30 protein-coding genes, 1 tRNA gene and 1 riboswitch are annotated in these 22,515 nt (G+C 65.5%); of the genes, 13 read left to right on the top strand and 18 right to left on the bottom strand.

Annotated features, from left to right (window positions below; genetic code table 11):
- The first annotated feature begins 1 nt into the window (after nt 1).
- A complete protein-coding gene (locus A2G96_RS18015; RefSeq protein ID WP_062801449.1) occupies nt 2-460 on the top strand; it encodes a type IV pilin protein in 459 nt (152 codons plus the stop codon).
- A 15-nt stretch (nt 461-475) separates the two neighbouring features.
- Here the strand turns inward: A2G96_RS18015 and nrdR are convergent, their stop codons facing one another.
- Both nrdR and glyA read right to left on the bottom strand, forming a co-directional pair.
- On the bottom strand, nt 476-940 hold the full coding sequence (nrdR, locus tag A2G96_RS18010) for a transcriptional regulator NrdR (RefSeq protein ID WP_012353559.1): 465 nt from the start codon (nt 938-940) through the stop codon (nt 476-478).
- Between the two features lie 155 nt (nt 941-1,095).
- Entirely contained in the window at nt 1,096-2,343 is a 1,248-nt protein-coding gene (gene glyA, locus A2G96_RS18005) for a serine hydroxymethyltransferase (protein ID WP_062801448.1), read from the bottom strand.
- Between the two features lie 121 nt (nt 2,344-2,464).
- Nucleotides 2,465-2,589: riboswitch (ZMP/ZTP riboswitch) on the bottom strand.
- A gap of 165 nt (nt 2,590-2,754) precedes the next feature.
- Here glyA and ybgC point away from each other — a divergent pair.
- From ybgC to A2G96_RS17955, 10 genes are all read left to right on the top strand, one after another.
- Entirely contained in the window at nt 2,755-3,159 is a 405-nt protein-coding gene (gene ybgC / locus A2G96_RS18000) for a tol-pal system-associated acyl-CoA thioesterase (protein ID WP_062801447.1), read from the top strand.
- A complete protein-coding gene (tolQ, locus tag A2G96_RS17995) occupies nt 3,156-3,839 on the top strand; it encodes a protein TolQ (protein WP_062801446.1) in 684 nt (227 codons plus the stop codon). Before ybgC ends, tolQ begins: the two co-directional genes overlap by 4 nt.
- A gap of 60 nt (nt 3,840-3,899) precedes the next feature.
- A complete protein-coding gene (gene tolR, locus A2G96_RS17990) occupies nt 3,900-4,343 on the top strand; it encodes a protein TolR (protein WP_062801445.1) in 444 nt (147 codons plus the stop codon).
- A gap of 36 nt (nt 4,344-4,379) precedes the next feature.
- Nucleotides 4,380-5,471: a cell envelope integrity protein TolA gene (gene tolA / locus A2G96_RS17985; RefSeq protein ID WP_062801444.1), complete on the top strand. Its 1,092-nt coding sequence runs from the start codon at nt 4,380-4,382 to the stop codon at nt 5,469-5,471.
- Nucleotides 5,472-5,697: 226 nt separating this feature from the next.
- Nucleotides 5,698-7,071 carry a Tol-Pal system beta propeller repeat protein TolB gene (gene tolB / locus A2G96_RS17980; protein WP_062801443.1) on the top strand — a complete coding sequence of 458 codons (1,374 nt, stop codon included), beginning with the start codon at nt 5,698-5,700 and terminating at the stop codon, nt 7,069-7,071.
- Between the two features lie 15 nt (nt 7,072-7,086).
- Nucleotides 7,087-7,599, top strand: a complete 513-nt coding sequence (pal, locus tag A2G96_RS17975; RefSeq protein WP_062801442.1) for a peptidoglycan-associated lipoprotein Pal — start codon at nt 7,087-7,089, stop codon at nt 7,597-7,599.
- A gap of 15 nt (nt 7,600-7,614) precedes the next feature.
- Nucleotides 7,615-8,373 (top strand): tol-pal system protein YbgF, encoded by a 759-nt coding sequence (gene ybgF / locus A2G96_RS17970; protein ID WP_062801441.1) that lies wholly within the window; start codon nt 7,615-7,617, stop codon nt 8,371-8,373.
- Nucleotides 8,374-8,493: 120 nt separating this feature from the next.
- Nucleotides 8,494-9,177, top strand: a complete 684-nt coding sequence (gene queC, locus A2G96_RS17965; RefSeq protein ID WP_062802236.1) for a 7-cyano-7-deazaguanine synthase QueC — start codon at nt 8,494-8,496, stop codon at nt 9,175-9,177.
- Nucleotides 9,178-9,225: 48 nt separating this feature from the next.
- The gene (locus tag A2G96_RS17960) at nt 9,226-10,341 is read left to right on the top strand and encodes a YeeE/YedE family protein (protein ID WP_062801440.1); all 1,116 of its coding nucleotides are present in this window, start codon (nt 9,226-9,228) and stop codon (nt 10,339-10,341) included.
- Nucleotides 10,342-10,408: 67 nt separating this feature from the next.
- Nucleotides 10,409-10,484 (top strand) — tRNA-Lys (locus A2G96_RS17955).
- A gap of 300 nt (nt 10,485-10,784) precedes the next feature.
- On the opposite strand, the gene A2G96_RS17950 is transcribed toward A2G96_RS17955, so the two are convergent.
- The 8 genes from A2G96_RS17950 to A2G96_RS17920 all read right to left on the bottom strand — a co-directional run bounded on the left by A2G96_RS17950 (nt 10,785) and on the right by A2G96_RS17920 (nt 15,736).
- On the bottom strand, nt 10,785-11,993 hold the full coding sequence (locus A2G96_RS17950; protein WP_062801439.1) for a tyrosine-type recombinase/integrase: 1,209 nt from the start codon (nt 11,991-11,993) through the stop codon (nt 10,785-10,787).
- Nucleotides 11,971-12,222, bottom strand: a complete 252-nt coding sequence (locus A2G96_RS33915) for a hypothetical protein (RefSeq protein ID WP_062801438.1) — start codon at nt 12,220-12,222, stop codon at nt 11,971-11,973. The genes A2G96_RS17950 and A2G96_RS33915 overlap by 23 nt, the downstream gene beginning before the upstream one ends.
- Nucleotides 12,212-12,589, bottom strand: coding sequence for a helix-turn-helix domain-containing protein (locus tag A2G96_RS17940; RefSeq protein WP_062801437.1), 378 nt, complete (start codon nt 12,587-12,589; stop codon nt 12,212-12,214). Before A2G96_RS17940 ends, A2G96_RS33915 begins: the two co-directional genes overlap by 11 nt.
- 815 nt (nt 12,590-13,404) lie before the next feature.
- Nucleotides 13,405-13,650, bottom strand: a complete 246-nt coding sequence (locus tag A2G96_RS17935) for a hypothetical protein (RefSeq protein WP_062801436.1) — start codon at nt 13,648-13,650, stop codon at nt 13,405-13,407.
- Between the two features lie 114 nt (nt 13,651-13,764).
- The gene (locus A2G96_RS17930) at nt 13,765-13,965 is read right to left on the bottom strand and encodes a hypothetical protein (protein ID WP_062801435.1); all 201 of its coding nucleotides are present in this window, start codon (nt 13,963-13,965) and stop codon (nt 13,765-13,767) included.
- Nucleotides 13,962-14,165, bottom strand: a complete 204-nt coding sequence (locus A2G96_RS33405; RefSeq protein WP_150124172.1) for a hypothetical protein — start codon at nt 14,163-14,165, stop codon at nt 13,962-13,964. Before A2G96_RS33405 ends, A2G96_RS17930 begins: the two co-directional genes overlap by 4 nt.
- 165 nt (nt 14,166-14,330) lie before the next feature.
- A complete protein-coding gene (locus tag A2G96_RS17925) occupies nt 14,331-14,807 on the bottom strand; it encodes an antirestriction protein ArdA (protein WP_062801434.1) in 477 nt (158 codons plus the stop codon).
- A 398-nt stretch (nt 14,808-15,205) separates the two neighbouring features.
- The gene (locus A2G96_RS17920) at nt 15,206-15,736 is read right to left on the bottom strand and encodes a hypothetical protein (protein WP_062801433.1); all 531 of its coding nucleotides are present in this window, start codon (nt 15,734-15,736) and stop codon (nt 15,206-15,208) included.
- A 939-nt stretch (nt 15,737-16,675) separates the two neighbouring features.
- Here A2G96_RS17920 and A2G96_RS33755 point away from each other — a divergent pair.
- On the top strand, nt 16,676-16,816 hold the full coding sequence (locus A2G96_RS33755) for a hypothetical protein (protein ID WP_154676090.1): 141 nt from the start codon (nt 16,676-16,678) through the stop codon (nt 16,814-16,816).
- 76 nt (nt 16,817-16,892) lie between these two features.
- On the opposite strand, the gene A2G96_RS17915 is transcribed toward A2G96_RS33755, so the two are convergent.
- The 8 genes from A2G96_RS17915 to A2G96_RS17880 all read right to left on the bottom strand — a co-directional run bounded on the left by A2G96_RS17915 (nt 16,893) and on the right by A2G96_RS17880 (nt 21,661).
- Nucleotides 16,893-17,162, bottom strand: a complete 270-nt coding sequence (locus A2G96_RS17915) for a DNA ligase LigA-related protein (RefSeq protein ID WP_062801432.1) — start codon at nt 17,160-17,162, stop codon at nt 16,893-16,895.
- Entirely contained in the window at nt 17,159-17,434 is a 276-nt protein-coding gene (locus A2G96_RS17910; protein ID WP_062801431.1) for a hypothetical protein, read from the bottom strand. The genes A2G96_RS17915 and A2G96_RS17910 overlap by 4 nt, the downstream gene beginning before the upstream one ends.
- 63 nt (nt 17,435-17,497) lie before the next feature.
- Nucleotides 17,498-19,357 (bottom strand): phage terminase large subunit, encoded by a 1,860-nt coding sequence (gene terL, locus A2G96_RS17905; protein WP_062801430.1) that lies wholly within the window; start codon nt 19,355-19,357, stop codon nt 17,498-17,500.
- Nucleotides 19,354-19,551: a hypothetical protein gene (locus tag A2G96_RS17900; protein ID WP_062801429.1), complete on the bottom strand. Its 198-nt coding sequence runs from the start codon at nt 19,549-19,551 to the stop codon at nt 19,354-19,356. Before A2G96_RS17900 ends, terL begins: the two co-directional genes overlap by 4 nt.
- Nucleotides 19,552-19,591: 40 nt before the next feature.
- Nucleotides 19,592-20,062 carry a GNAT family N-acetyltransferase gene (locus A2G96_RS17895; protein WP_062801428.1) on the bottom strand — a complete coding sequence of 157 codons (471 nt, stop codon included), beginning with the start codon at nt 20,060-20,062 and terminating at the stop codon, nt 19,592-19,594.
- Entirely contained in the window at nt 20,059-20,343 is a 285-nt protein-coding gene (locus A2G96_RS17890) for a phage holin family protein (protein WP_062801427.1), read from the bottom strand. Before A2G96_RS17890 ends, A2G96_RS17895 begins: the two co-directional genes overlap by 4 nt.
- Nucleotides 20,343-20,567 carry a hypothetical protein gene (locus A2G96_RS17885; RefSeq protein WP_062801426.1) on the bottom strand — a complete coding sequence of 75 codons (225 nt, stop codon included), beginning with the start codon at nt 20,565-20,567 and terminating at the stop codon, nt 20,343-20,345. The genes A2G96_RS17890 and A2G96_RS17885 overlap by 1 nt, the downstream gene beginning before the upstream one ends.
- Before the next feature lie 8 nt (nt 20,568-20,575).
- Nucleotides 20,576-21,661, bottom strand: a complete 1,086-nt coding sequence (locus A2G96_RS17880; protein ID WP_062801425.1) for a pyocin knob domain-containing S74 family peptidase — start codon at nt 21,659-21,661, stop codon at nt 20,576-20,578.
- A 76-nt stretch (nt 21,662-21,737) separates the two neighbouring features.
- Between A2G96_RS17880 and A2G96_RS17875 the strand changes: the two genes are divergently transcribed.
- Entirely contained in the window at nt 21,738-22,418 is a 681-nt protein-coding gene (locus tag A2G96_RS17875) for a hypothetical protein (RefSeq protein WP_062801424.1), read from the top strand.
- The last annotated feature ends 97 nt before the right edge of the window (nt 22,419-22,515 follow it).

The raw sequence follows: 22,515 nt of genomic DNA, 5'->3' as shown, positions 1-22,515 counted from the left end.
CATGAACCTGCCTGCCATTTCCAGAGCGCGGCGTGCCGCCGCCGGCTTCACGCTGATCGAGCTGATGATCACGGTGGCGATCGTCGCGATCCTGGCCGCGATTGCTTATCCGTCGTACACCGAGCACGTGCGCAAATCGCGCCGCACCGACGCCAAGACCGCCTTGCTGGATCTGGCTGCGCGCCAGGAGCGGTTGTTCAGCACGCGGAACGTCTATGGCGGCACGCCGGGCGCGCTCGGATATGCCGGCGACGTGTTCCCCGTGCCAGTCCAGTCAGGCGGACAGGTGTACTACCAGCTCACGGTGGTGGCGGGCAACCCGGCCACCAGCTATACCGCGACCGCGGCGCCGGTCGGCGCGCAGGCGGGGGACGACTGCGGCAGCTACACCCTCAACCACCTGGGGCTGCAGGGGAACACCGGGATGCGCGCCGGCGTGGCGTCGGCGCAGTGCTGGTAGCGGGAAATCCGGGCGTCAGCGCTTGCCGCTGCCGGCGGTGACTTCGGCCAGCACGTCCGAGAATTCGGACACGTCTTCAAAGCTGCGGTAGACCGAGGCAAAGCGGATATAGGCGATCTTGTCGAGCTTGCGCAGCTCGCGCATCACCAGTTCGCCGACCTGGCTGCTGGGGATTTCCTTCTCGCCCAGCGCCAGCAGCTTTTCTTCGATCCGGGTGATGGCTTCGTCGATGGCTTCGGCCGAGACCGGGCGCTTGCGCAACGCCAGGCGCATCGAATCCTTCAGCTTGGCGCGGGCGTAGTCCACGCGCGAGCCGTTTTTCTTGACGATGGCGGGGAAGAACAGCTCGATCCGCTCATAGGTGGTGAAGCGGCGGTCGCAGGCTTCGCAGCGGCGGCGCCGGCGCACGGCATCGCCGTCTTCCGACATGCGGGTGTCGAGAACCTGGGTATTGGAATGACCGCAAAAGGGGCATTTCATGCCGGACCACCTTCAGTTGAACCCCATCGCCTTGTCCGTGTTGTCGTTCTGCGGCGGCGGGGCGGGTTGGCGAGACCCGCGGCCCGCGCCGGAGGTGGCGCGGACCGCGGAGCTGCCGGCCGCCCATGCGCGTGCGCACGGGCGGCCTGTCAGCGTCAGCCGTAGACCGGGAAACGCTTGGTCAGCGCCGACACCTGCTCGCGCACCGCGGCGATGTTGGCGGCGTCGTGCGGGTTGTCGAGCACGTCGGCGATCAGGTTGCCGACGATGCGGGCTTCTTCTTCCTTGAAGCCGCGCGTGGTCATGGCCGGCGAGCCGACGCGGATGCCCGAGGTGACGAACGGCTTTTCCGGGTCATTCGGAATCGCATTCTTGTTCACGGTCAGGTGGGCCTCGCCCAGGATGCGCTCGGCTTCCTTGCCGGTGATGTTCTTGGCGCGCAGGTCGACCAGCATCACGTGGCTCTCGGTGCGGCCCGAGACGATGCGCAGGCCGCGCGCGATCAGGGTCTCGGCCAGCACCGCGGCGTTCTTCACCACCTGCTGCTGGTATTCCTTGAACTCGGGCGTCAGCGCTTCCTTGAACGCCACCGCCTTGCCGGCGATCACGTGCATCAGCGGGCCGCCCTGGATGCCGGGGAAGATCGACGAGTTGATCGCCTTCTCGTGCTCGGCCTTCATCAGGATCACGCCGCCGCGCGGGCCGCGCAGGCTCTTGTGGGTGGTGGTGGTGACGAAGTCAGCGTGCGGCACCGGGTTCGGGTAGACGCCCGCGGCGATCAGGCCGGCGTAGTGGGCCATGTCGACCATGAAATAGGCGCCGATCGACTTGGCCACCTTGCCGATGCGCTCGAAGTCGATGCGCAGCGCGAAGGCCGAGGCGCCGGCGATGATCAGCTTGGGCTTCTTCTCTTGCGCCAGCTTTTCGAGCGCGTCGTAGTCGATGTCTTCCTGGGCGTTGAGGCCGTAGCTGACCACGTTGAACCACTTGCCGCTCATGTTCAGCGCCATGCCGTGGGTCAGGTGGCCGCCCTCGGCCAGGCTCATGCCCATGATGGTGTCGCCCGGCTTGAGCACGGCGAAATACACGCCCTGGTTGGCCTGCGAGCCCGAATTGGGCTGCACGTTGGCGGCCTCGGCGCCGAACAGCTGCTTGACGCGGTCAATGGCCAGCTGCTCGACGATGTCGACGTACTCGCAACCGCCGTAGTAGCGCTTGCCGGGATAGCCCTCGGCGTACTTGTTGGTCAGCTGCGAACCCTGCGCGGCCATCACCGCGGGCGAGGTGTAGTTCTCGGAGGCGATCAGCTCGATGTGGTCTTCCTGGCGCTGGTTTTCCTGCTGGATGGCGGCAAAGACCTCGGGGTCGATCTGGTCGATCGTGAAACGGCTGCGTTCGAACATGGCGAAACTCGTCTGAAAAAAGGGAATCCGATGCAGGCATCGGGGGTAGGGCGCGCGGGGAAGGCTAGCGGCGACCGGCACCGGCGGCTGGGCCGTCGGCGCAGGGCGCACCCTGCTTCCCATTCGCTGCCCAGGCGAGCGGCAGGCATGACTCGCGTCAACGCCATGGCGTTGGAAACTTCACGCCAGAGAACTTGCGCTTCCTCGTGGTAGTGCCCACTGACTTCGCCAGTCGCGCAAGGTGGAATGGTTGCGCGCAGTGTAGCGCGAGGCGGCCGCCCGCCGCAAGCCGTGGACCCGCCAGCCAAGCGCTGGCAAGGGCTGGCGCTGGCCTGGCCAGCAACTTGCTGTTGCAAAGTCGTCCTGCGGGTTTACACGAAACGGGTATCGCTCTCCGTTACAATCGCGGCCATGCCAAACTTTGTCTGGACCCTGCGGGTGTACTGGGAAGACACCGATGCAGGCGGCGTAGTGTTCTACGCCAACTACCTCAAGTTCTTCGAGCGCGCCCGCACCGAGTGGCTGCGCTCGCTCGGCATCGAACAGCAGGCGCTCGCCGACCGGGCCGGCGTGGTCTTCATCGTCCGCAGCACGGCGGTGGACTACAATGCGCCCGCCCGGCTGGACGACCAGCTTGAGATCCGCACGCGCATCGACCGGGTCGGCCCGGCTTCGGTGCAGTTCACCCAGGAAGCCTGGCGTGGCGAGCTGATGCTGGCGACCGGCGCGATCCGCGTTGGCTGCGTCGACAAAAGCACTTTCCGTCCCGCTCCGATCCCCGACCCCGTTCTAGCCACCATCAAGTCAGCACGATGAATCCCGTGACCATCACGCAAGACATGTCGATCGTAACGCTGGTGCTCCACGCCAGCGTGCTGGCACAGGCCGTCATGGCGCTGTTGCTCGTCATGTCGCTGTTTTCGTGGACCTATATCTTCCGCAAGCACCTGGCGGTGCGTTCGGCGCGTACCCAGACCGAAGGCTTCGAGCGCGACTTCTGGGCCGGCGGCGACCTGCAGGCGCTCTATAACAGCGCCGTCAACAACCGCCACAACACCGGCGCGCTGGAGCGGATCTTCGAATCCGGCATGGGCGAGTTCCTGAAGGCGCGCGAGCGCGGCAACGAGGCCGGCGCGCTGCTCGACGCCGCCCGCCGCGCCATGCGCGCGGCCTACCAGCGCGAGATGGACGTGCTCGAATCGCATTTGCCGTTCCTGGCCTCGGTCGGTTCGGTGAGCCCGTATATCGGGCTGTTCGGCACGGTGTGGGGGATCATGAACGCGTTCCGCGGGTTGTCGAACGTGCAGCAGGCGACGCTTGCTTCGGTGGCGCCCGGCATTGCCGAAGCGCTGGTGGCGACCGCGATCGGCCTGTTCGCGGCAATCCCGGCGGTGATCGCCTACAACCGCTATGCCACCGAAATCGATCGCCTGGCGATCCGGTTCGAGAGCTTCATGGAAGAGTTCCTGAACATCCTGCAGCGGCAGACCCGCTAACCGAATTCCCTAACAACGGTCCGGGCGCGAGCCCGGGCCGGCGTCTCCAGGAGTCCTGCAATGGCAGCCATTCAGCGCCGCGGCGGCTCGCGCCGCCGGGCCAGCGCCGAGATCAATGTCGTGCCGTATATCGACGTCATGCTCGTGCTGCTGGTCATCTTCATGGTGGCCGCGCCGATCGTCAGCCCCGCCACCGTCGACCTGCCCACCGTGGCCAATGCCACGCCGCAGCAGAAGGCGCCGCCGATCGTCGTCACCGTGCATGAAGACGGCCAGCTCACCGCGCGCGGCAAGGACAGCGGCGGCAATGCCTTCGAACGCAAGCTCGACAAGCAGGGCCTGCTCGACTTCGTCCACCAGCGCCAGAACGAGAACCCGGACCAGCCGGTGGTGATCGCCGCCGACCGCGCGGTCAAGTACGAGGCGGTGCTGGACGTGATGTCGATCCTGAAGGCCGACGGCGTCAAGCGCGTGGGCCTGATGGTCAAGTCCAAGACCTCCTGACGTATTGAAGCTCCTATCCGATTGCCGTTGCGCTTGATGACGACCGCCGCCGCCTATCCCTACCAGCCGGTCAAGGAGCGGGGAACCCTGCGTTCCTTCCTGCTCGCGCTGCTGATGCATCTGCTGCTGGCCGTGGTGCTGTACTACGGCGTGAGCTGGCAGAGCAGCACCCCGGTCGGGGCCGAGGCCGAACTGTGGGAGGAAATCCCCGCCGCCACCGCACCCCCGCCGCCGCGGCCGCAGCCGCAGCCAGAGCCCGAGCCGGTGGTGCAGCCGCGTCCGGCGCCGCCGCCCCAGGTGAAGAGCAAGGTCGAGGACGACGCCGACATCGCGCTGGAGCAGAAGAAGCGCCGCGCCGAGGCGGCCGCGCGCGAAGAAGCCGAGCGCAAGGAAGCGGCCCGCAAGGAGGCCGAGCGCAAGGAAGCCGAACGCAAGGAAGCCGAACGCAAGGAAGAGGCTCGCAAGGAAGCGCTGCGCAAGGAGGCCGACCGCAAGGAAGCCGAGCGCCGCGAGACCGAGCGCAAGGAAGCACAGCGCAAGGAAGACGCGAAGAAGAAGGCCGCGCAGCAGGAGCAGGAACGCAAGGAGCAGGCCGAGCGCGAGCGCAAGGAAGCCGCCGATGCCAAGGCCAAGGCGCAGGCCGATGCCAAGGCCAAGGCCCAGGCCGACGCCAAGGCGAAAGCCCAGGCCGAGGCCAAGGCCAAGGCGGATGCCGACGCCAAGGCCAAACGCGAAGCCGCCGCCCACGCCCAGCGCAAGAGCGAGCTGGCGCGCCTGCAGGCGCTGGCCGGCGGCTCCGGCGCCGGCGGTGGCGGGGTCGGCAATGCGGCTGGCGCGGGTGCCGGCGGTGGCGGCAAGGCTTCGCCCGGCTATGCCGACCGCGTGCGGCGCCGCGTCAAGCCGAACATCGTCTTTACCGAGGACGTGCCGGGCAACCCGACCGCGGTGGTCTCGGTGCAGCTGGCGCCGGACGGTTCGCTGCTGTCGGCGCGGCTGTCCAAGTCCAGCGGCAACTCCGGCTGGGACAATGCCGTGCTGCGCGCGGTCGAGCGTTCCGATCCGCTGCCGCGCGACGAGAACGGCAAGGCGCCGGCCAGCTTCACCATTACCTTCCGGCCGAAGGACTGAGTGGGGCCGGGTGAACGGTACGGCATGATTTGCAACATAATGCAACCTTCATCGTCGGGTTCCGGTCCCAGCGCTAGCATGACAGGTTGCCCGACGCAGCCGACGGTGCGGTATGCACACGGACGGGGCATGCGCCACGCGCTGCAATGCCGCATTTGCCCGTGTTGACGATTGCCCGTCGTGCCCGACGGTGCCCGACGAAACTTGAAATCGACTGAGGAGCAGCATGCGAAAGCTTTGGGCCCCCAACTGGCTGTCCGCGAGGCGGCACAACGCAGATTCCCCCGCATCCCGAGGTGCGAGCCGGCCGATGCCGCTGGCCGGCCGGCGCGCGCTGATGGCGTGGCTGGCCGCGGCCATGACCATGGCCGCCGGCGCCGCGCACGCGCAGCTCAACGTTGAGATTTCCGGGGTAGGCGCCAGCCAGTTCCCGGTGGCCACCGCCAACTTCCAGGGCGAGGCCCAGGCTCCGCAGAACCTGACCGCGATCATCCGTTCGGACCTGGCCCGCAGCGGCCGTTTCCGCAACGTCGACCCGGGCGGCGCCACCGTGGCCGAGTCCGCCAATGTCGACCTGGGCAGCTGGAAGGCGCGCGGCGCCGATGCCTTCGTCGCCGGCAGCGTGACCCCGGCCGCGGGCGGCAAGTACGAGGTGCGCTTCCGCCTGTACGACACCGTCAAGGGCCAGAGCCTGGGCGGGCTGGCCTTCACCGTGAACCAGTCGCAGCTGCGCGTGACCGCGCACAAGATCGCCGACTACATCTATGAAAAGCTGCTGGGCGAGCGCGGCGTGTTTGCCACGCGCCTGTCCTACGTGTCGAAGGTGGGCGGCCGCTACCAGCTGCTGATCTCCGATTCGGACGGGCAGAACGCGCAGGTGGCGCTGACCAGCAACGAGCCCATCATCTCGCCGTCGTGGTCGCCGGACGGCGCGCGCGTGGCCTACGTGTCGTTCGAGGCCAAGAAGCCGGTGGTCTATGTGCACGACCTGGCCAGCGGCAAGCGCACGCTGGTGTCGAACCAGAAGGGCAACAACAGCGCGCCGTCGTGGTCGCCGGACGGCCGCCACCTGGCGCTGGCGCTGTCGCGCGACGGCAATACCCAGGTCTACCAGGTCAACGCCGACGGCTCGGGCATCCGCCGCCTGTCGCGCAGCAGCGCCATCGACACCGAACCGCAGTACTCGCCCGACGGCAAGAGCATCTATTTCACCAGCGACCGCGGCGGTGCGCCGCAGATCTACCGCATGCCCGCCTCCGGCGAGGAGGGCGGCGGCGCGCAGCGCGTCACCTTCAAGGGCAGCTACAACGTCAGCCCGCGCATTTCGCCTGACGGCAAGTACCTGGCGTACATTTCGCGCGGGGGCGGCTTCAAGCTGCAGTTGCAGGACCTGAGCAACGGCGACGTGACGTCGCTGACCGATACGGCCAACGACGAAGCGCCCAGCTTCGCCGCCAACGGCAAGTACATCCTTTATGCCACCCGCGTGGGCGGTCGCGCGGTGCTGGCGGCGGTGTCCACTGACGGGCGTACCCGGCAGGTTCTGTCCCTCCAGTCCGGCGATGTTCGCGAGCCGTCCTGGGGTCCTTTCATGCAATAACAGGAGTCATTCACCATGCCTCAACTGATGACCAAAACCCTTGCCGTTGCCGCACTGCTGGCCCTGGGCGCCTGCAGCTCCGGCGTCAAGCTCGACGATACCGCCAACGCCGGTGCCGGCACGGCCGGCGCGGGCGCCGCCGATCCGCGCGCAGTCACCCCGGTGACCGCGGCCGATCCGCTCAACGACCCGAACAGCCCGCTGGCCAAGCGCAGCGTCTACTTCGACTTCGACAGCTACACTGTCAAGGCCGACTACCAGGGCATGCTGGGCGCGCACGCCAAGTACCTGGGCGCCAACAAGGGCCGCAAGATCCTGATCCAGGGCAACACCGACGAACGCGGCACCAGCGAGTACAACCTGGCGCTGGGCCAGAAGCGCGCCGAAGCCGTGCGCCGCTCGCTGGCCTCGATGGGCGTGCCCGACGCGCAGATGGAAGCCGTCAGCCTGGGCAAGGAAAAGCCCAAGGCGACCGGCCACGATGAAGCCTCGTGGGCCGAGAACCGTCGCGCGGACATCAACTACTGATCTGGACCGCCTTCCATGAAAGCACGCGTTTCCACCCTGTTGTGGCTCGCCGCCGTGGCCGGCGGCGGCATGCTGCCGCTGTCGCAGGCGCATGCCGGAGTGTTCGACGATGACGAGGCCCGCAAGGCCGTCATCAGCCTGCGCGACCAGTTCAACGGTTTCCAGGCGACCGCGACGCAGCGCATCGAGCAGAACAGCCGCAACCTGCTCGACATGCAGAACCAGCTCGAAGGCCTGCGCCAGGAAGTGGCGCGGCTGCGCGGCCAGAACGAAGTCCTGCAGAACACGGTGGAAACGCTGCAGAAGCAGCAGAAGGACTACTACGCCGACCTCGATGCGCGCCTGAAGAAATTCGAGCCGCAGCAGGTCACGGTCGAAGGCCGCGAAGGCATCTCGCAGCCGGGCGAAAAGCCCGAATACGATGCCGCGCTCAAGCAGTTCCAGGCGGGCGATTTCAAGAGCGCGGGGAATTCGTTCTCGGCGTTCGTGAAGAAGTACCCGCAGAGCCCATACCTGCCGCTGGCACAGTACTGGCTCGGCAACTCGCTGTACGCGCAGCGCGACTACAAGGGCTCCACCTTCGTGCTGCAGAACATGGTCAACGCCAACCCGACCCACCCCAAGGTGCCGGACGCGATGATCGCCATTGCCAACAACCAGCTCGAGTCCGGCCAGAAGGCGGCCGCGCGCAAGACGCTGGAGCAGGTGGTGGCGAAGTATCCCGGCACCGAGGGCGCGCAGGCGGCGAGCAACCGGCTCAAGACGCTGAAGTAAGCGCCGGCGCCACTGTCTGCCACCGCAAGGCCCGCTTCGGCGGGCCTTTGTCGTTTGTCGCGCTAGAATATGCGATTCGCCTGAATGTTCTTGCGCGCCGCCCCCGGCGCGACCCGCACCATGACCCAACGCGCCATCGTCCTGCTGTCCGGCGGACTCGACTCTGCCACCGTACTTGCCATGGCCCGCGCCCAGGGCTTCGAGACCTATGCGCTGTCGATGCGCTACGGCCAGCGCCATTCCTCGGAACTGGAAGCCGCCAGGCGCGTGGCCGCGGCGCTGGGCGCCGTGCGCCACGAGATCGTCGACCTCGACCTGCGCCGCTTCGGCGGCTCGGCGCTGACCGACGACGCGCTTGAGGTCCCCACGGACGGCGCCAGCGGCGGCATCCCCGTCACCTACGTGCCAGCGCGCAACACCATCATGCTGTCGCTGGCGCTTGGCTGGGCCGAGGCGGTGGGCGGGCGCGACCTGTTCTTCGGCGCCAACGCGGTCGACTATTCCGGCTATCCGGACTGCCGCCCCGAATACGTCGCGGCCTACGAGACCCTGGCCAACCTGGCCACCAAGGCCGGCGTCGAGGGCGACCGCTTCCGCGTGCATGCACCGATCATCGACATGACCAAGGGCGAGATCATCCGCGCCGGCATCGCGCTGGGCGTCGACTACAGCCTGACGGTGTCGTGCTACCAGGCCGACGACGACGGCCGCGCCTGCGGCGTGTGCGATTCCTGCCGCATCCGCCGCGCCGGCTTCGAGGCCGCGGGTGTGCCCGACCCGACCCGCTATCAGGCCGCCGCCTGATCGCGCACCTGAGCCCGCCCCTGAGCCTGAGCCAGCCGTTCCCGCCCCATGCCTGAAATCGATCTTGCCGCGCTGTCGCGCTCGGTGCTGCTGAGCACCTTCGTCCTGACCTTCTTGTTCGGCGCGGTGCTGCAGCGCACGCACTTCTGCACCATGGGCGCGGTCTCGGACATCGTCAACATGGGCGACTGGAGCCGCATGCGCATGTGGGTGCTGGCGATCGGCGTGGCCATGATCGGCACCGGCGTGCTGGCCTGGAACGGCGCCATCGACCCGACCAAGACCATCTATGCCGCGAGCAAGCTGGCGTGGCTGTCGGCGCTGGCCGGCGGGCTGATGTTCGGCTTCGGCATGGTGCTGGCGTCCGGCTGCGGCAGCAAGACGCTGGTGCGGATCGGCGCGGGCAACCTGAAGTCGCTGGTGGTGTTCGTGTTCCTGGGGCTGTCGGCGTACATGACGCTGCGCGGCCTGTTCGGCGTGGTGCGCGTCAATACCGTCGACGCGGTGGCGCTGGCGCTGCCGACCACGCAGGACCTGCCGTCGGTGCTGGCGCAGGGCACCGGCGCGGCGCGCGGCGCGCTGCAGCTGGGCCTGGGCCTGGCATTGGGCGGCGTGCTGGCGGCATGGGCGCTGGCGGGGCGCGGTTTCCGCACCTTCGACAACCTGCTGGGCGGCATCGGCGTGGGCCTGATCATCGTGGCGATGTGGTACGTGTCCGGCCACCTCGGCTATGTGGCCGAAGACCCCAATACGCTGGAGGAGCTGTTCGTCTCGACCAACAGCGGCCGCATGGAAAGCCTGAGCTTCGTCGCGCCGTATGCCTACACGCTCGACTGGCTGATGATGTTCAGCGACAAGAGCAAGGTGCTGACCATCGGCATCGTCAGCGTGTTCGGCGTGATCGCCGGCGCGGCCGCGTATGCGCTGGCCACGCGCACCTTCCGCTGGGAAGGCTTCGGCAATGCCGAGGACGTCGCCAACCACATGGTCGGCGGCATCCTGATGGGCGCCGGCGGGGTCACCGCGCTGGGCTGCACGGTGGGGCAGGGGCTGTCCGGCGTGTCGACGCTGGCACTGGGCTCGTTCATCGCGCTGGCCGGCATCCTGGCCGGCGCGGTGCTGGCGTTCCGCTACCAGATGTGGCGCCTGGAACGCATGGTGTGAGCGCGCCGGCGCGCCATGCCTTGACACATCGCGAAACGCATCACTATAATCGCGGTTCTGTTTTTTCGGGTCGTTAGCTCAGTCGGTAGAGCAGCGGACTTTTAATCCGTTGGTCGCGTGTTCGAGTCACGCACGACCCACCAGATTCTTCAAGGGCTCCAGGGTAAGTATTGAAGTGAGTTACTTACCGTGGGGTCCTTCATCGTGGTTAAAAACGTGGGACCCCATACAGGCGGTCCCACCAATCACCATGACAAACAAAACCTATGACATCGGATCGGGTCGTCCGCCCTCCGGGAGCTTTGCCCGGTTCGCGCCGTCCGCATAGGGTCGTCACCCTGTACTGATTTACTCCGATCCCATTGGAATCCTGGGACGACCAGGGGGCTCATGGCCTCCACCCGCCTCACGTCGGCGGCATAGGGTCGTCACCCTGTACGGATTTACTCGGCGTGCATCAGCCGGTCCAGTACATCCGCCGCCTTCTCGCCCGCCCGGTCAGGGCACAGATGGGCGTACTTCTCAGTCATCTGCGTCGAGCTATGCCCCAGGATGTTGGCGATCTCCGCCAGGGAGATGCCCGCCTGGGCCAACCGGCTCGCGTAGGTGTCCCGGAACGTATGAGGCGTCACCCGGCCCACCTTGGCCGCGTTCTCGTTCAGCCCGCAGTCCTCGATAGCCTGCTGAATCTTCTTCGTGGCGTGGCCGCGCGGCTCGTCCTCCCTGGAGTAGGCCATGGTGCCCCGAGCTACCGCGACCTGGGCCGGGAAGACGTAGGTGCCCGGCGTGGCCGGCTTGCGCCGACGCAGGATCGCCGCCGCCCGCTTCGTGACCTTCAGCCACGACCTGTTCCGGGTCTTGCTCCGCTGGAGGTCGATCATCACGTCCCCCTCCAGGCTCACCTGGTCCCACCGCATCCCCGCGATCTCCGAGTACCGTGCACCCGTGTCCAGCAGCAAGGTGCTGAGTTCTAGAGCGTCGATCCAGGCGACGTCCTCGGGCCTCACGCGCTCCCGCATGTAGCCCAGTAGCTTCTCTTCCTCGGCCAGGGTGAGCCAGCGGGTCTTCGGGGGCGTCTTCGGCATCTTGGCGCTCGCCGCGCGGTTCCGCTTGGCGTCCCAGATGATCGCCCGCGCCGGCATGGAGACCCCCATGGCCTCCGCGAATCCCAGGAGCGATTGGACCAGCGCCATCTCCCGGTTGATCGTGGAAGGCGAGTTGCCCTCAGTCAAACGCTCCCGTTTAAGGCTCAGAAGGTCGGCCTGGGTGAGTTCATCGACCATCATGGTCTTGCTCAGGCCGTACCGGGCGTTCTCCCGTGGGGTCCACTCGCCGCCGTCGGGATGGCCCTTGATCTTCGTCCAGACCAGTTCAGTCCCGAAGAGCTTGCGGACGCGGCTGGCGTTGTTGCGCGTGTCGCTCAGAACCTTCTGGGTCTCAGTGAGCCACATCTGGGCGACAACGTACAGGGTCAAACGCTTCACCCCTAGCGCGTCGCGGCGCATGGCCTCTGCGGCCTCCAGGCGCTTCTGCGCTTCGATCTGGCGAGCCTCCGACGGGTTGTCAGTCCCGGTTGCCCCCCGGAACCTCTTGCCCTTCAGGACGAACTCGTACCAGTAGCCGGCCCCATCAGGCCGTTTGTAGATGCTCATGGCTCCCTCCCGACAATTGCTTGACCATCTCGTAGACCTCCATGTGGACGCCCGTGCGGTCAGCATTCCACCGCAGCGCGTTCGCGCCGAAGACGTCCGAGACCGTGATGTAGCCGTCCGGCATGGCCGACACCAGGAGCTCCGAGTCCGCGAGCTCTACGTTGAAGAATGCCGCGTCGTGCTCCACGTACAGCGGCCCCACTTTGCACCAGCTAACGTCAGTGAGCATCCCGTGCACGGCGCACGCTCGGGCGACCGGGCGCTGACATGACTGTTTTTGGGGCTTTGGGGAGGCGTTCGGCAACATAAGGGTCTTTTCCCGTCAAACATTGATAAATGAACGGTTGGCAGTAGTACAAGTACGTCATTGCAAACTCGTCTGGTTTCACCTCCAGGACTTCCGCCCAGAGGCGAAGGTCGTGCGGAGGCAGTGCGCTGGCGCCTCGCTCAATCTGCGACACCATGGCGGCGTACGCGTAATTGACCTTGGACGACATTTCTAATTGTGTGTACCCCAGGGCCTCGCGGCGCTCCTTGATCCACGCTCCGAATCGGCCGCGAAGCACGGCGTTACTCGAATCCAGCTTGACAGTCATGGTGATCTCCAAAGAACTCAAATTGTAACTCAGGAGGACAGCTACAAACTTCAGGAGCGGATTCTATCGGGCGGAATACAACAGAGTCACTCACTTCATAGCTGCCATCGCATTATCTGCAACAGCTACTCGCGCAAGGCTCTCTTATAGACCTCCTATGGTTCTATAGGACGTCTATAAGACAGTCTTAAGGATTCCTCTCGGCCCTTGCCATGTACTGATTTACTCGGCAAAGACTCGGGGAATCTCGTATCGGTTTTGACCCCTCTTCCGGCGTGCCCCAAACGGGTGCGGCGCATTCGGAATGGGGACTTTACGTCGCTCAAGAATGGGGCGATACCCCACCCCTGCGTGATACGCTGTACGGCTTTATCTGGGCTGTAATGGCGACCCCTAAGGCTCAGAAGGCGGCGCTCAAGTAGGTGACTCGAACGACGCCGGGCGGCCAGGGAAGCGCACTACTCGAAACGTGGGGACGACGGGCCGCGCCGGATCGCGCCTCGGGGCCTGTAGCGCGGCAGCGTAGCCAAGAGGACCGGCGGGACATTCTCCAGGCCCCCGTACGGTCCAGCCGCGCGGCTGCGAACTTCCCCCACCCAACGGGCGTAGGCTTGCCGCGCGGTGCGTCCCATGTTGATGGTCAGGCGGCCCATGCAGACCCAATGCCCGCCCACTTGGCAGAGGTGCGGAAGGTCCCTGTAAAACAGCGGGCTGACGGTTAGGCCCCAGAGGCGCTGCTGTGCGTTCATTGTCATGGTGTGTAGGGCAGTGAGCCCCGGACCGCGTTATGCGATCCTGGGGCGTCTGGTGAAGTCTCAGCGGGAGATAAAGACGTCCTGGAGCCCGATGCGGGCGCGAGGGAACAGGGAGCGGACGTGCGCGAGCATCTCGCCCGGCGTTTCACCGGGCCGCAGATTGAACGCCACGAACCACCATGTAGCCCGCTTGCGGCCCATGCCGACCTTGCGGTCCTGCGTCGCCAGGACGTCAAAGATTGCCTGTGCGTTGTCCTCGCCTTGCACGTTGAGGGCGACGCGTACCGGCTTCGGTTTGCTCGGCATGGCGTCACCCCCGGTTCAGGAAGTCCGCGAACGCGGGCAGGGTGAAGACCACGAAGGCGCAGCACGTCCAAACGATCTCAGGGACGCGCCGGGGCAGGGTGCGGCGCTGGCGGGTCATCGCGCATCCCCCTTGCGGCGTTCGTCGTCTGCCATGCGACGGTCGATCTCAGCGATGCACCGGGAGAGCCCGAAGCTAAAGCCGACCACCCCGACGCGCGTGGAGTGCGTGGCGCCCGCGCGGTAAATCTCAAAGAACTTCGCGCCGCGCTTGACCCAATAGGGGCCGCGCTCATAGAGGATTTGCGCTTCGGTCATTGCTTGCCCCCTTGGCGCGGCGCCGGTTCGGTCATCGCGTTGAGGAAGGACAGGGCGCTCCCCTTATCGTTGAAGCGGCCAATCTTTCGCCCCGTCTCTGCGTGGTGCGCGAGCCAATCTGCGCCGCTTTGCGTCAGGCGGTAAGGAACGTGGCGGCGACGCTCGCGCGTGCCGTCCGGTCGGAGTGCGGTGAATATCATGGTGAGTCCTTGTCTGTAGCCCGCTCAAATACGCCCGCAGGAACCCCCTCGCAAGGGGCTCGCACTGGCGCACTCAGGGTGCGGACTGTTCCGGGTCAATGCGCCCGCTAGAGGCCCCGCAGGGCCTGTAACTGGAGCACTGTGCAATGGGCGATTCGCGCTACCTCAGCGGTACCAGTATTCGCGGATGTCGCCGTCGATGGTCACAGAGACCGCCGAGTAATCCATGCGAAGCTCACGCGCGGCGCGTTCCCAATCAATGCACGTGTGAGGCCACTTCGCGCTGCTGTCGATCAGCCCGCAATCCTCGGCCTCTTGCTGCGCGAAGTCCTGGAAGTGGTCGTCAGCGATCAGCATCAGCGGATACCAATCGCCTTCCCACTGGTGATCCCCACCACAGCCCCGAAGCTCGTCAAGGATGTCCTCAAGCTCGGTAAGCTCCCGTTCCTCTTCGTACAGCTTGTGGCAGTGCGCCGCGCTGACGTCCTTGCGCACGGCGGCGCGGTACTCTTCGAGCGTCTCGAAGTCGTGCCCTTCCTCGTTTTCATCCATCGCGGTTTGCAGTTCGTCGCGCAGTTCGTCTACGCGGTCGGTGATCTCGCGGATGTCGATGATGTCGGCATGTTCAATGGTGCGGGTCATGGTGTGTCCTTGTTCGTCTGGTTGTCGTCGTCCGGGTCAGTGCGCCCGCCGTAGCCGCCTCTGTGAAGCGGCTAGAACTGGAGCACTGCTAAATGGGCAAAACGCTCTATCTGTGGCCGTAGACAACCAGGGTCCAGGCTCTTCTCCTGCGCGGCGTCCTCATTCGACACCTCGCACGGGCAGGGCGATCACGTCTGCGACGTCTGCCAGGGTCAGGGCCTCCAGGGGCGCGGTAGGAGTGCGGCTGCAAAAGCGGGCCAGGGACTCCGCGGTGCGGCGCTTCGGGGCCTTGCGGCGCTTGGGTTTCGTTTGGTGTGTCATGGTGTTTCGTTGCTGCGGTGAAGTGAGTTGCTTAGGAGTTCACATAGTGCCAAGCGCATCACAGTAAGTCAAACGCTTCACATAGAACCCGACTGAAACGTGGGGTTATCCTTCGCCCACTCTTCGCCCGTCTCCAGGTTCACCACGCGCACGGCCGCAGGGCAGTAACGCACGGCGCTGTCCAGGTCCAGGGCGCTATACGTGGTCCTGGTGCCGTCTTGGCGCGTCGCGGTGAAGAGAGGCCATTCGGCAGGGTTCACGATGCGCGGCGTAAAGCCTTCGGGCGCGTCAGCAGTCGTCCCCTCGGGCGCTTCCGTGTCGATGAGCCACTGGAGATTCTCCAGCGCCCTGTAGATCGTCGGGCCGAAGGCGTACAGGTTGCCGCGCTGCGCGTAATACTTCGTCTTGGCCGTCGGTTCCCAATCCGGGCCGGTCTCTCCGATCTCTGCGCCCTCATAGAGCGCCACGCCGCCCTGGTCGATCACGTGCCAGACCGCGCGGTCCAGGTGCGAGAAGTAGACCGCGACGCCGGACGGCGAGACGACCTCAAACGCCTTGAGCCAGCCTTCGGGCTCGCGGGCGGTCACGGTGAAGGTTTGTTCGGTCATGGTGTTTAGTACGTTGTTTGTTGATGAGCCTTCATAGTAGGGGCGTGCGTCAGCCATGTAAAGCAAATCGCTTAGAAGTTGATTGCTTTGTAGGGGTATTCTCAGGCCGCGCGAAGAGCCATGACTTGCCGGGCGATACCGTGCGGCATACCTCAGACGGTCACAGGCAAGTCATGGTGAGTCGTGCGGAACATAGAGCCGGTCTCTAGCGAAGGGAGTGGGATACTCCCCCATCAGTCCCCCATCTGCGGCTTAGGGACGGTCTCAAAGACGTCTTATAGAGGGCCTGGGCCTCATCTCTATCTCATAGAGCGGCCCAGCGGTACTACCTTGTACGTATTTACTCCGAGGGCGCCTCTCCCCGCTCTCTCCCCGACGTCACCAGACGTCACCAGGACGGCGCCCCGATCCATGCGCATCGCACCAGCGCGAGCGGAGGCCGCAGGCCGTAGCGAGCCCATAAGAGGGCGCAGGACGGCCCCGGACGCATAGGACCGCTTGCGATGCCCCAGGACGGCCCGAGACACTCCAGGACGGCCCGAGACGCTCCAGGACGGCCCAGGACCGCCCAAAACAGGAAACAGAGGCAAGCAAGTGCACGCGCTCGCGCTCTCGCCAAACCTCTGTCCTGGTGCCGCCTGTCGTCCCGCGCCGTCTTGGAGCCCATCGGATGCGGCGTGAGTCCCATGTATCCGCTGGCCGCAGTGCGCAAGCCATTGATTCATAAGGGAAATGCCAGCATCGGCAGGGCATCGTGGGGACGCCCGAGGTCCCACGGTACGGCTCGGCGTGGCCGCTGCGCCCCTCGATCCGGCCAAGAGGGCCTGGGGGCGGCAGGGGGGATTCGCGTTCGCGCGGCCCGGCACCCCTGGTCACGCATTTTCTGGGGAATTTTCTGGGGCGGTATCATGCGGGTCCCCAAGACTCCCGGAGCCCCCCATGACCGTCGCCCTGATAATCGCCGCCTTCCTCGCCGGGGCAGGGTACATGGCGTACCAGCGCGACCAGGAGGCCAAGCGACGTCATTGGGAAGAGTGGGACAGGAAGCGCCAGGCCGAGAAGGCGTCCCAGGACCACTGAGACGCTCCAGGACGGCCCGTGCCGGCGGCAGGGTGTCTCGGTGACTCCCCGCGCCTCTAAGCGCTCCTGGGCCTTCCTATCGCTTCGTGGACTCTCGATACCAGCGCCGGGCAGCGCCAGCGACAATCGTCGGGTACTTGATGGCGTAGCCGGTGCCGGCCCGGAGGTCCTCAAGACTCACCAGGACCTTGTGGGGATGGTCGATCTGCTCCCACTCCTGGACCAGCCGGTTGCACAGGTAGTCGAAGTCGCAGTCGCTCAGGACGTGGACGTCCTCGACGTAGTAGAGGTAGCTGGACATCAGGTAGGTGACCAGCCGCCCGTTCGGGGTGTCAGGGATCGTCACGACTTCTGGACGACCTGACGCTCCCACCCCCGATCCTCCATGCAGTCCTGGATGTAGCCGGAGAGCTTGGCGGCGTGCTGGAGGCGAATCTGGTCGATGGTGTACCCGTTGCGGGTGTCCATCGGACCGGCCTCGTGGGAGGCGACCTCACGGCACGCCTGGAGGTCCGAGCGCCAGTGGCCCGGCTTCTCCATCTTCGTGTTGACCCATTGAGTCTGAGTGCCGCATCCGGCGAGAACCAGGACAGCGGCAGTGACCAGCAGCGACTTCATAGTGACCCTTCTTGTTTGATTTGGTTTTGCCGATAGTTTACGAGGCTATCGGCGGCTTGGCTATCACCCTTGATAGCGGACGTTGGCGCCTACCCGCTCGTCGTCCCAATCGTCCCAGGACGTCCTGCCGTCCTCCAGGTCCCGCACGTAGCGGTCCAGGAGCGCCTGGAGCTCGGCGTCCTTCATGTCCTTGGCGGCGCTGGCGACGTCGATGCGCAAAACCTTCTGCATTTCGGACACTGCGCCGGCCAGGGCGTCCAGGCGGTCATCGTGGGCCAGGGCGCCGCGCTCGCGGGTGATGTGGGTCAGTTGGTACATCAGGACCGCATCCATCGCCACGGTCTCGTCCACGACGAGTCGGTGACTCCCCATGACGGGTTCCAGGGTGTCGATGATGCGGACTTCCTTCTGAGCCCTCGACCACTCAGCCTCGCGCACGGTGCAGCCCGAGGTGTCCCCCGGCTTCTCCGCCGGCCATACCTTCGCCAGGATCGGCTCGAACGCGCTAATCCAGACGCCAGGGGCGAAGTTCGGCTCGATGACGATCTCGTTGACGTTGTGATGCTTGGCGACCTCTGCGACCTTCTGCATGGCGGCGCCAGGATCGCCCTGGATGCCCCCGGTCTCCACGGCGTACATCATGCCGTTCAGGGCCTTCAGGACCGCATAGCCAGTCTCGTCCTTGCCTCGACCCGACGGGTCCACGAACACCAGGCTTTGCTCGTAGGGCGCCCAATCGTTGTCGATGAAGAGCGGGGCGAGCCACGTGTCTCCGGTGAACCCGTAGTTCTTGAGGTCGATCCGCTTGTTCCGCCCGTTGGAGTCATGCCCCCACGAGACGGTCATCGGCGCCTTCAGGAAGTTACAGGCCATCACGATGAGGTCGTTCTGCTTGAGCGGGTAGCGCTCGGCGTCCGACAGGCTCGTGTCCAGTTGGAACTGGAGGGCGAAGTAGGCGCGGCCCTTGGTCTCCCGGTTGGAGAGCTCGACTTCATCGAACCGCTCGGGGTCGGTCGGCATCCACTCCAGGGACGGCTCCAGGTCCACCACGCGGGCGCGGGGAGCGAGGCAGTCCATGGGAGTCTCTCGGCCCTCGATCTGGAACTTGTAGGAGTCGCGCTTATCCTTGCGCGGGTAGCGGGCCGGGAGAATCCAGCCCATCGCTCCGCCTTCCTTGATGAGCTTGGTGTAGATCGACTCTTCGGTCTGGGGTGTCCCCAGGAAGATCACGTCGGCCCCGCCAGTCACCTTGATAGCGGCGAACTCGTTCGTCTTGTGCAGCAGGCGCTCACGGGCGTCTTCGGTCCGCGAGTTGTCCACGACCTCGATGTCATCGGGAATGATGAGCGTCGCTCGGGAGCCGGTAATCTGACCCGTGATACCGACAGCCTTCACCGAGGGGCTTTGGGAGATCGAGGCGCCATTGACGTCGAAGGACCACGCGGTATCGCGCTGGTCGTCCCGAGGCCGCAGACGCTCGAAGAGGTCCATGGTCATCAGGATGTTCTTCGTCATGGAGACGAATTCCTTGGCCTTCGCGCCCGAGGCGGACAGGACGATGACCTTCTCCTTCACCGGGTCCCGGTAGAGGCGCCACAGGACGAACGCGGACGTCAGGAAGGACTTCCCGATGCCACGGAACGCCTCGATGATGTCTTCGCGGAACTTGGACTCGGGGTTCCCCATCCGCGTCCAGCCGGTGCGGTCGGGCTCGACGGGCTCGTGACCGAACCACTCGATGATCTCTCCAGTCTCGTTGTGCTGGCCGTAGCCGGCCCACCCGTGCTGGAGGAAGTAAGCGATGTCGAATTGCGCCGGGGTCGGCGCGGGGAGACCGATGTGCTCCCACACGAGGTACGCAAGATTGCGGAAGTCCTCGCGGATGGGATCATCGGTCTCCCACCACCAGGGCCGGGCCGTCAATTAGGCCGAGCTCCGAATGGCATCTGGCGCTCGAAGCGCTCCAGGAGGCCCGAGGACTTCCCCGTGGCGGGGAGATTCTCTTCGGGCTTGGCGGGCTTCAAGCCCATGAGGTCCTTCAGGTAGCCCTTGACTACGGCCAGGAAGCCGTTGTCCGGGGGACCCATCACGACCTGTCCGGTCGTCGGGTCGATCACGGGGCCGTCCTTACCCACCAGGGGGACGCCCGTCAGCCCATCAAGGAGAATGTTCTCGAACTTCTCCCGGATGCGCGGCTCGTTTTTCGACAATGAGTTCCTTTCGCCAGTAGAGGGTCTCGTTGTGGCCCCAGGGTTCTGCGGGGTCGTAGAGACGGAAGCCCGCTCGAATCAGGTTGTTCGAGGACGGGGTGTTCATGACGATGGTTGTGGAGATGCAGGCTTTGACACCCAGGCGCTTTGCCAGCGCGAGGCGTCTGGCCAGGAGCTTCTTCTGGAGGCCCAGGCCACGGTGCGACGCGAGGACGCCGCAGCGGCTGAAGTAGATGACGTCGGGCTCGGAGTGGGCGTGGCGCATTCCTGCGAATGCCACGGGGTTCCACCCGTCGAAGACGATCCACCACCAGCCGGTCAGGTAGTCCTCATGACTGTCGCCAGGGAACGTCAGGGTGTGCAGTGCCCGCAGGGCCTCGGCGTGATGCTCGGAGGCCCGCAGGATGCGGAGGGTCACTGCGACCCGCCGGCCTTCAGGTGGATCACCTTCTCCAGGAACTGCTCGCCCAGGACAGCGGACGCTGCGGCGAGGCCCAGGAGGGCCATCTGCGACAGGCCGGGGATGAACGCCAGGAGCGAACCTGCGGCCACGGCCAGTCCTGCGGAGATGATCGAGCGCCCGATGGCGAGGCGCCACGTGAACCGCTCGTTCGAGGCCAGGAGCTTACCCAGGCCGATGATGATTCCCATGCCGGTCAGCAGCAGCAGGAACTGCTTCAGGGAGAACTCGCCGTTCATTACGCGGCGTCAGCCTTCGGCTTCTTGGCGCCCGTGGCCTTCGGGGTCTTGGGCGCCTTGTCCGCCTTCACCGGGGGCCACACCTCGCCCACGCCGACGATCTCGGCCACGTCCACTTCGGCGGTCAGGACGCCGGGGACGCTCACTTGCTCGCCGGGGAAGGTCACTGCCGACACGACGCCGTTGGCGGTCCAGATGAATGCGGTCTTGTTTGCTTCGCTCATGTTGTTCCTTAGTTGGGTTGAGATTCGAGGGCCGCCACGCGGGCGGTGAGTTCTTGAAGTGCGGCGCCGAGCAGCGGGACGAGCTTTGAGTAGTCCACCTGCTGCGGCGCGATGTCTTGCACCACGTCGATAACGTCGCCGGGCTGGACATTCTGCGGGTCCGCGCCCTCGCGTAGTACCGGATGCCAGTCCCCCATCGCGTCCTTTTCGCCGGATACGGCGGTCGGCACCACCTCCTGCAATTCGTGCGCGATGACGTAGAGGAACTGCTTGCCGGGCTCGGCCTTATATTCCCCCTCGTAGAACCGGATGCGCATGAGCGATTCCAGCGGAGCGGGGATGTCATGCCAGTTCTGTTTCAGGCGGTAGTCGGATGTCGTGTTGAATTGCGTATTGCTGTCGGTGGTGCTAATGCTGCCGACTTGCCCGCCGCCATTGGCGAGGAACAACTGGCATACGTTCGTACCAGTCAGCGATGGCTGCGTGAGAAGCGCCACCCCGCGCCCGTTGCCCCACCCAATCAAATTGAGTTTTGATGCGTTTCGGGTATCGCCAATATCAACCCGCCCAGGGACGGTGACGAGTCCGGTATTGCGCCCTAGAGTGAACGGGGTATCGAGATAATTGCCGCTAAGGTCGTAACGAACAATATTGTAGGAATCCAGAGTGTTGTTGTACGTACAGGAGATGCGACGCACGCCGTTGTGTTTGTACTCGATCCATTTCTCGTTCAGTCCGTTGTCGAGCCCAACAGCAGCAGTGTTGTCCTCCACCTGTACGACAAGCGGGCCGGTAAGCGTACCGCCCGCTAGGGGCAGCTTTGTGTCGGCGTAATCCTTCGTCGCCTGCTCGCGCCAGGCCGACCACGCGGAGTCATGCTTCTCACGCACCCACGTTCGGTTCTGATTTGTCCCGGAGAACGCCTGCGTGGCCCATTGCGTCGCGCGGATGGCCGTGCCGTAAGTGAAGACGTTGTACCAGACTAGGGTTGATCCAGCGCTTCCCGTAATCGGCCAGTGATACGTCGCTGCGTCGCTCTCGGCGCCATTCACAGTTACCACAGCCCCGAGCGCCGCATTGTCTAGGTCCGTCAATCCGCCACTTGCTGCTTGTCCGTTTAGGCCGATGCTCGACAGGACTGACTTCACAAATGCCGTGGAGGCCGCTTGAGTGGTGTTCGTGGACGTTACCGCAGTAGGCACCTTCGGTGCACCCGTGAACGTCGGGGACGCCAAGGGCGCAGCGCCGCTCACATCAGCCACTGCGAGTACCACATCTCCGGTTCGTCCGGCCACCGACTTCACATTGGCCGCTGCGGCCGCGAAGTCCTCCGCCTCGTTCCGGGCGACCACAGCAGCGTCCCGCGCCGTCTCTGCGGCGGTCTTGGCGCTCGATGCGCTCGTAGCCGAGCTTGCTGCATTCGTCTCGGACGTGGCCGCCGCAGTGGCCGAGGCCGCAGCCGCATCCCGTGCCGTCTCAGCAGCGGTCTTCGCGCTTGCGGCGCTCGTGGCCGAGTTGGAGGCGTTCGTCGCGGATGTTGCCGCAGCCGTCGCGCTGTTGCTTGCGTTCGTGGCGGACGTCGCCGCGTTCGTCTTGCTCGTGTTCGCGGCAGTGGCCGAGCCCGCTGCATTGGTTGCCGACGTGGCCGCGTTCGTGGCCGACGTTGAGGCCGCCGACGCCTTCGAGGTCGCCGTGGCTGCGTCAGTGGAAGCCGACGACGCGGACGTCGCAGCGGCTGAAGCCGAGCTCGCGGCGTCCGTTGCCGAGGTAGCCGCAGCGGTCTTCGAGGCCGTGGCAGAGTCACGGGCGGACTCCGCGGCGGTCTTTGCTGCCAGGGACTCATCGCGGTAACCTTGCGCGGCCAGGGCCGAGGCGGCGGCGTCCGCAGCGTCTTGCGGAACCTCCGAGTACAGCGTGATGAGGTCGGTGACCTGGGCGGCGAGCTCCT

It is taken from the genome of Cupriavidus nantongensis, from assembly GCF_001598055.1.
Classification (GTDB): domain Bacteria; phylum Pseudomonadota; class Gammaproteobacteria; order Burkholderiales; family Burkholderiaceae; genus Cupriavidus; species Cupriavidus nantongensis.
Note: the sequence above shows the minus strand (reverse complement) of the source record. Positions and strands in the feature narration are given on the sequence as shown.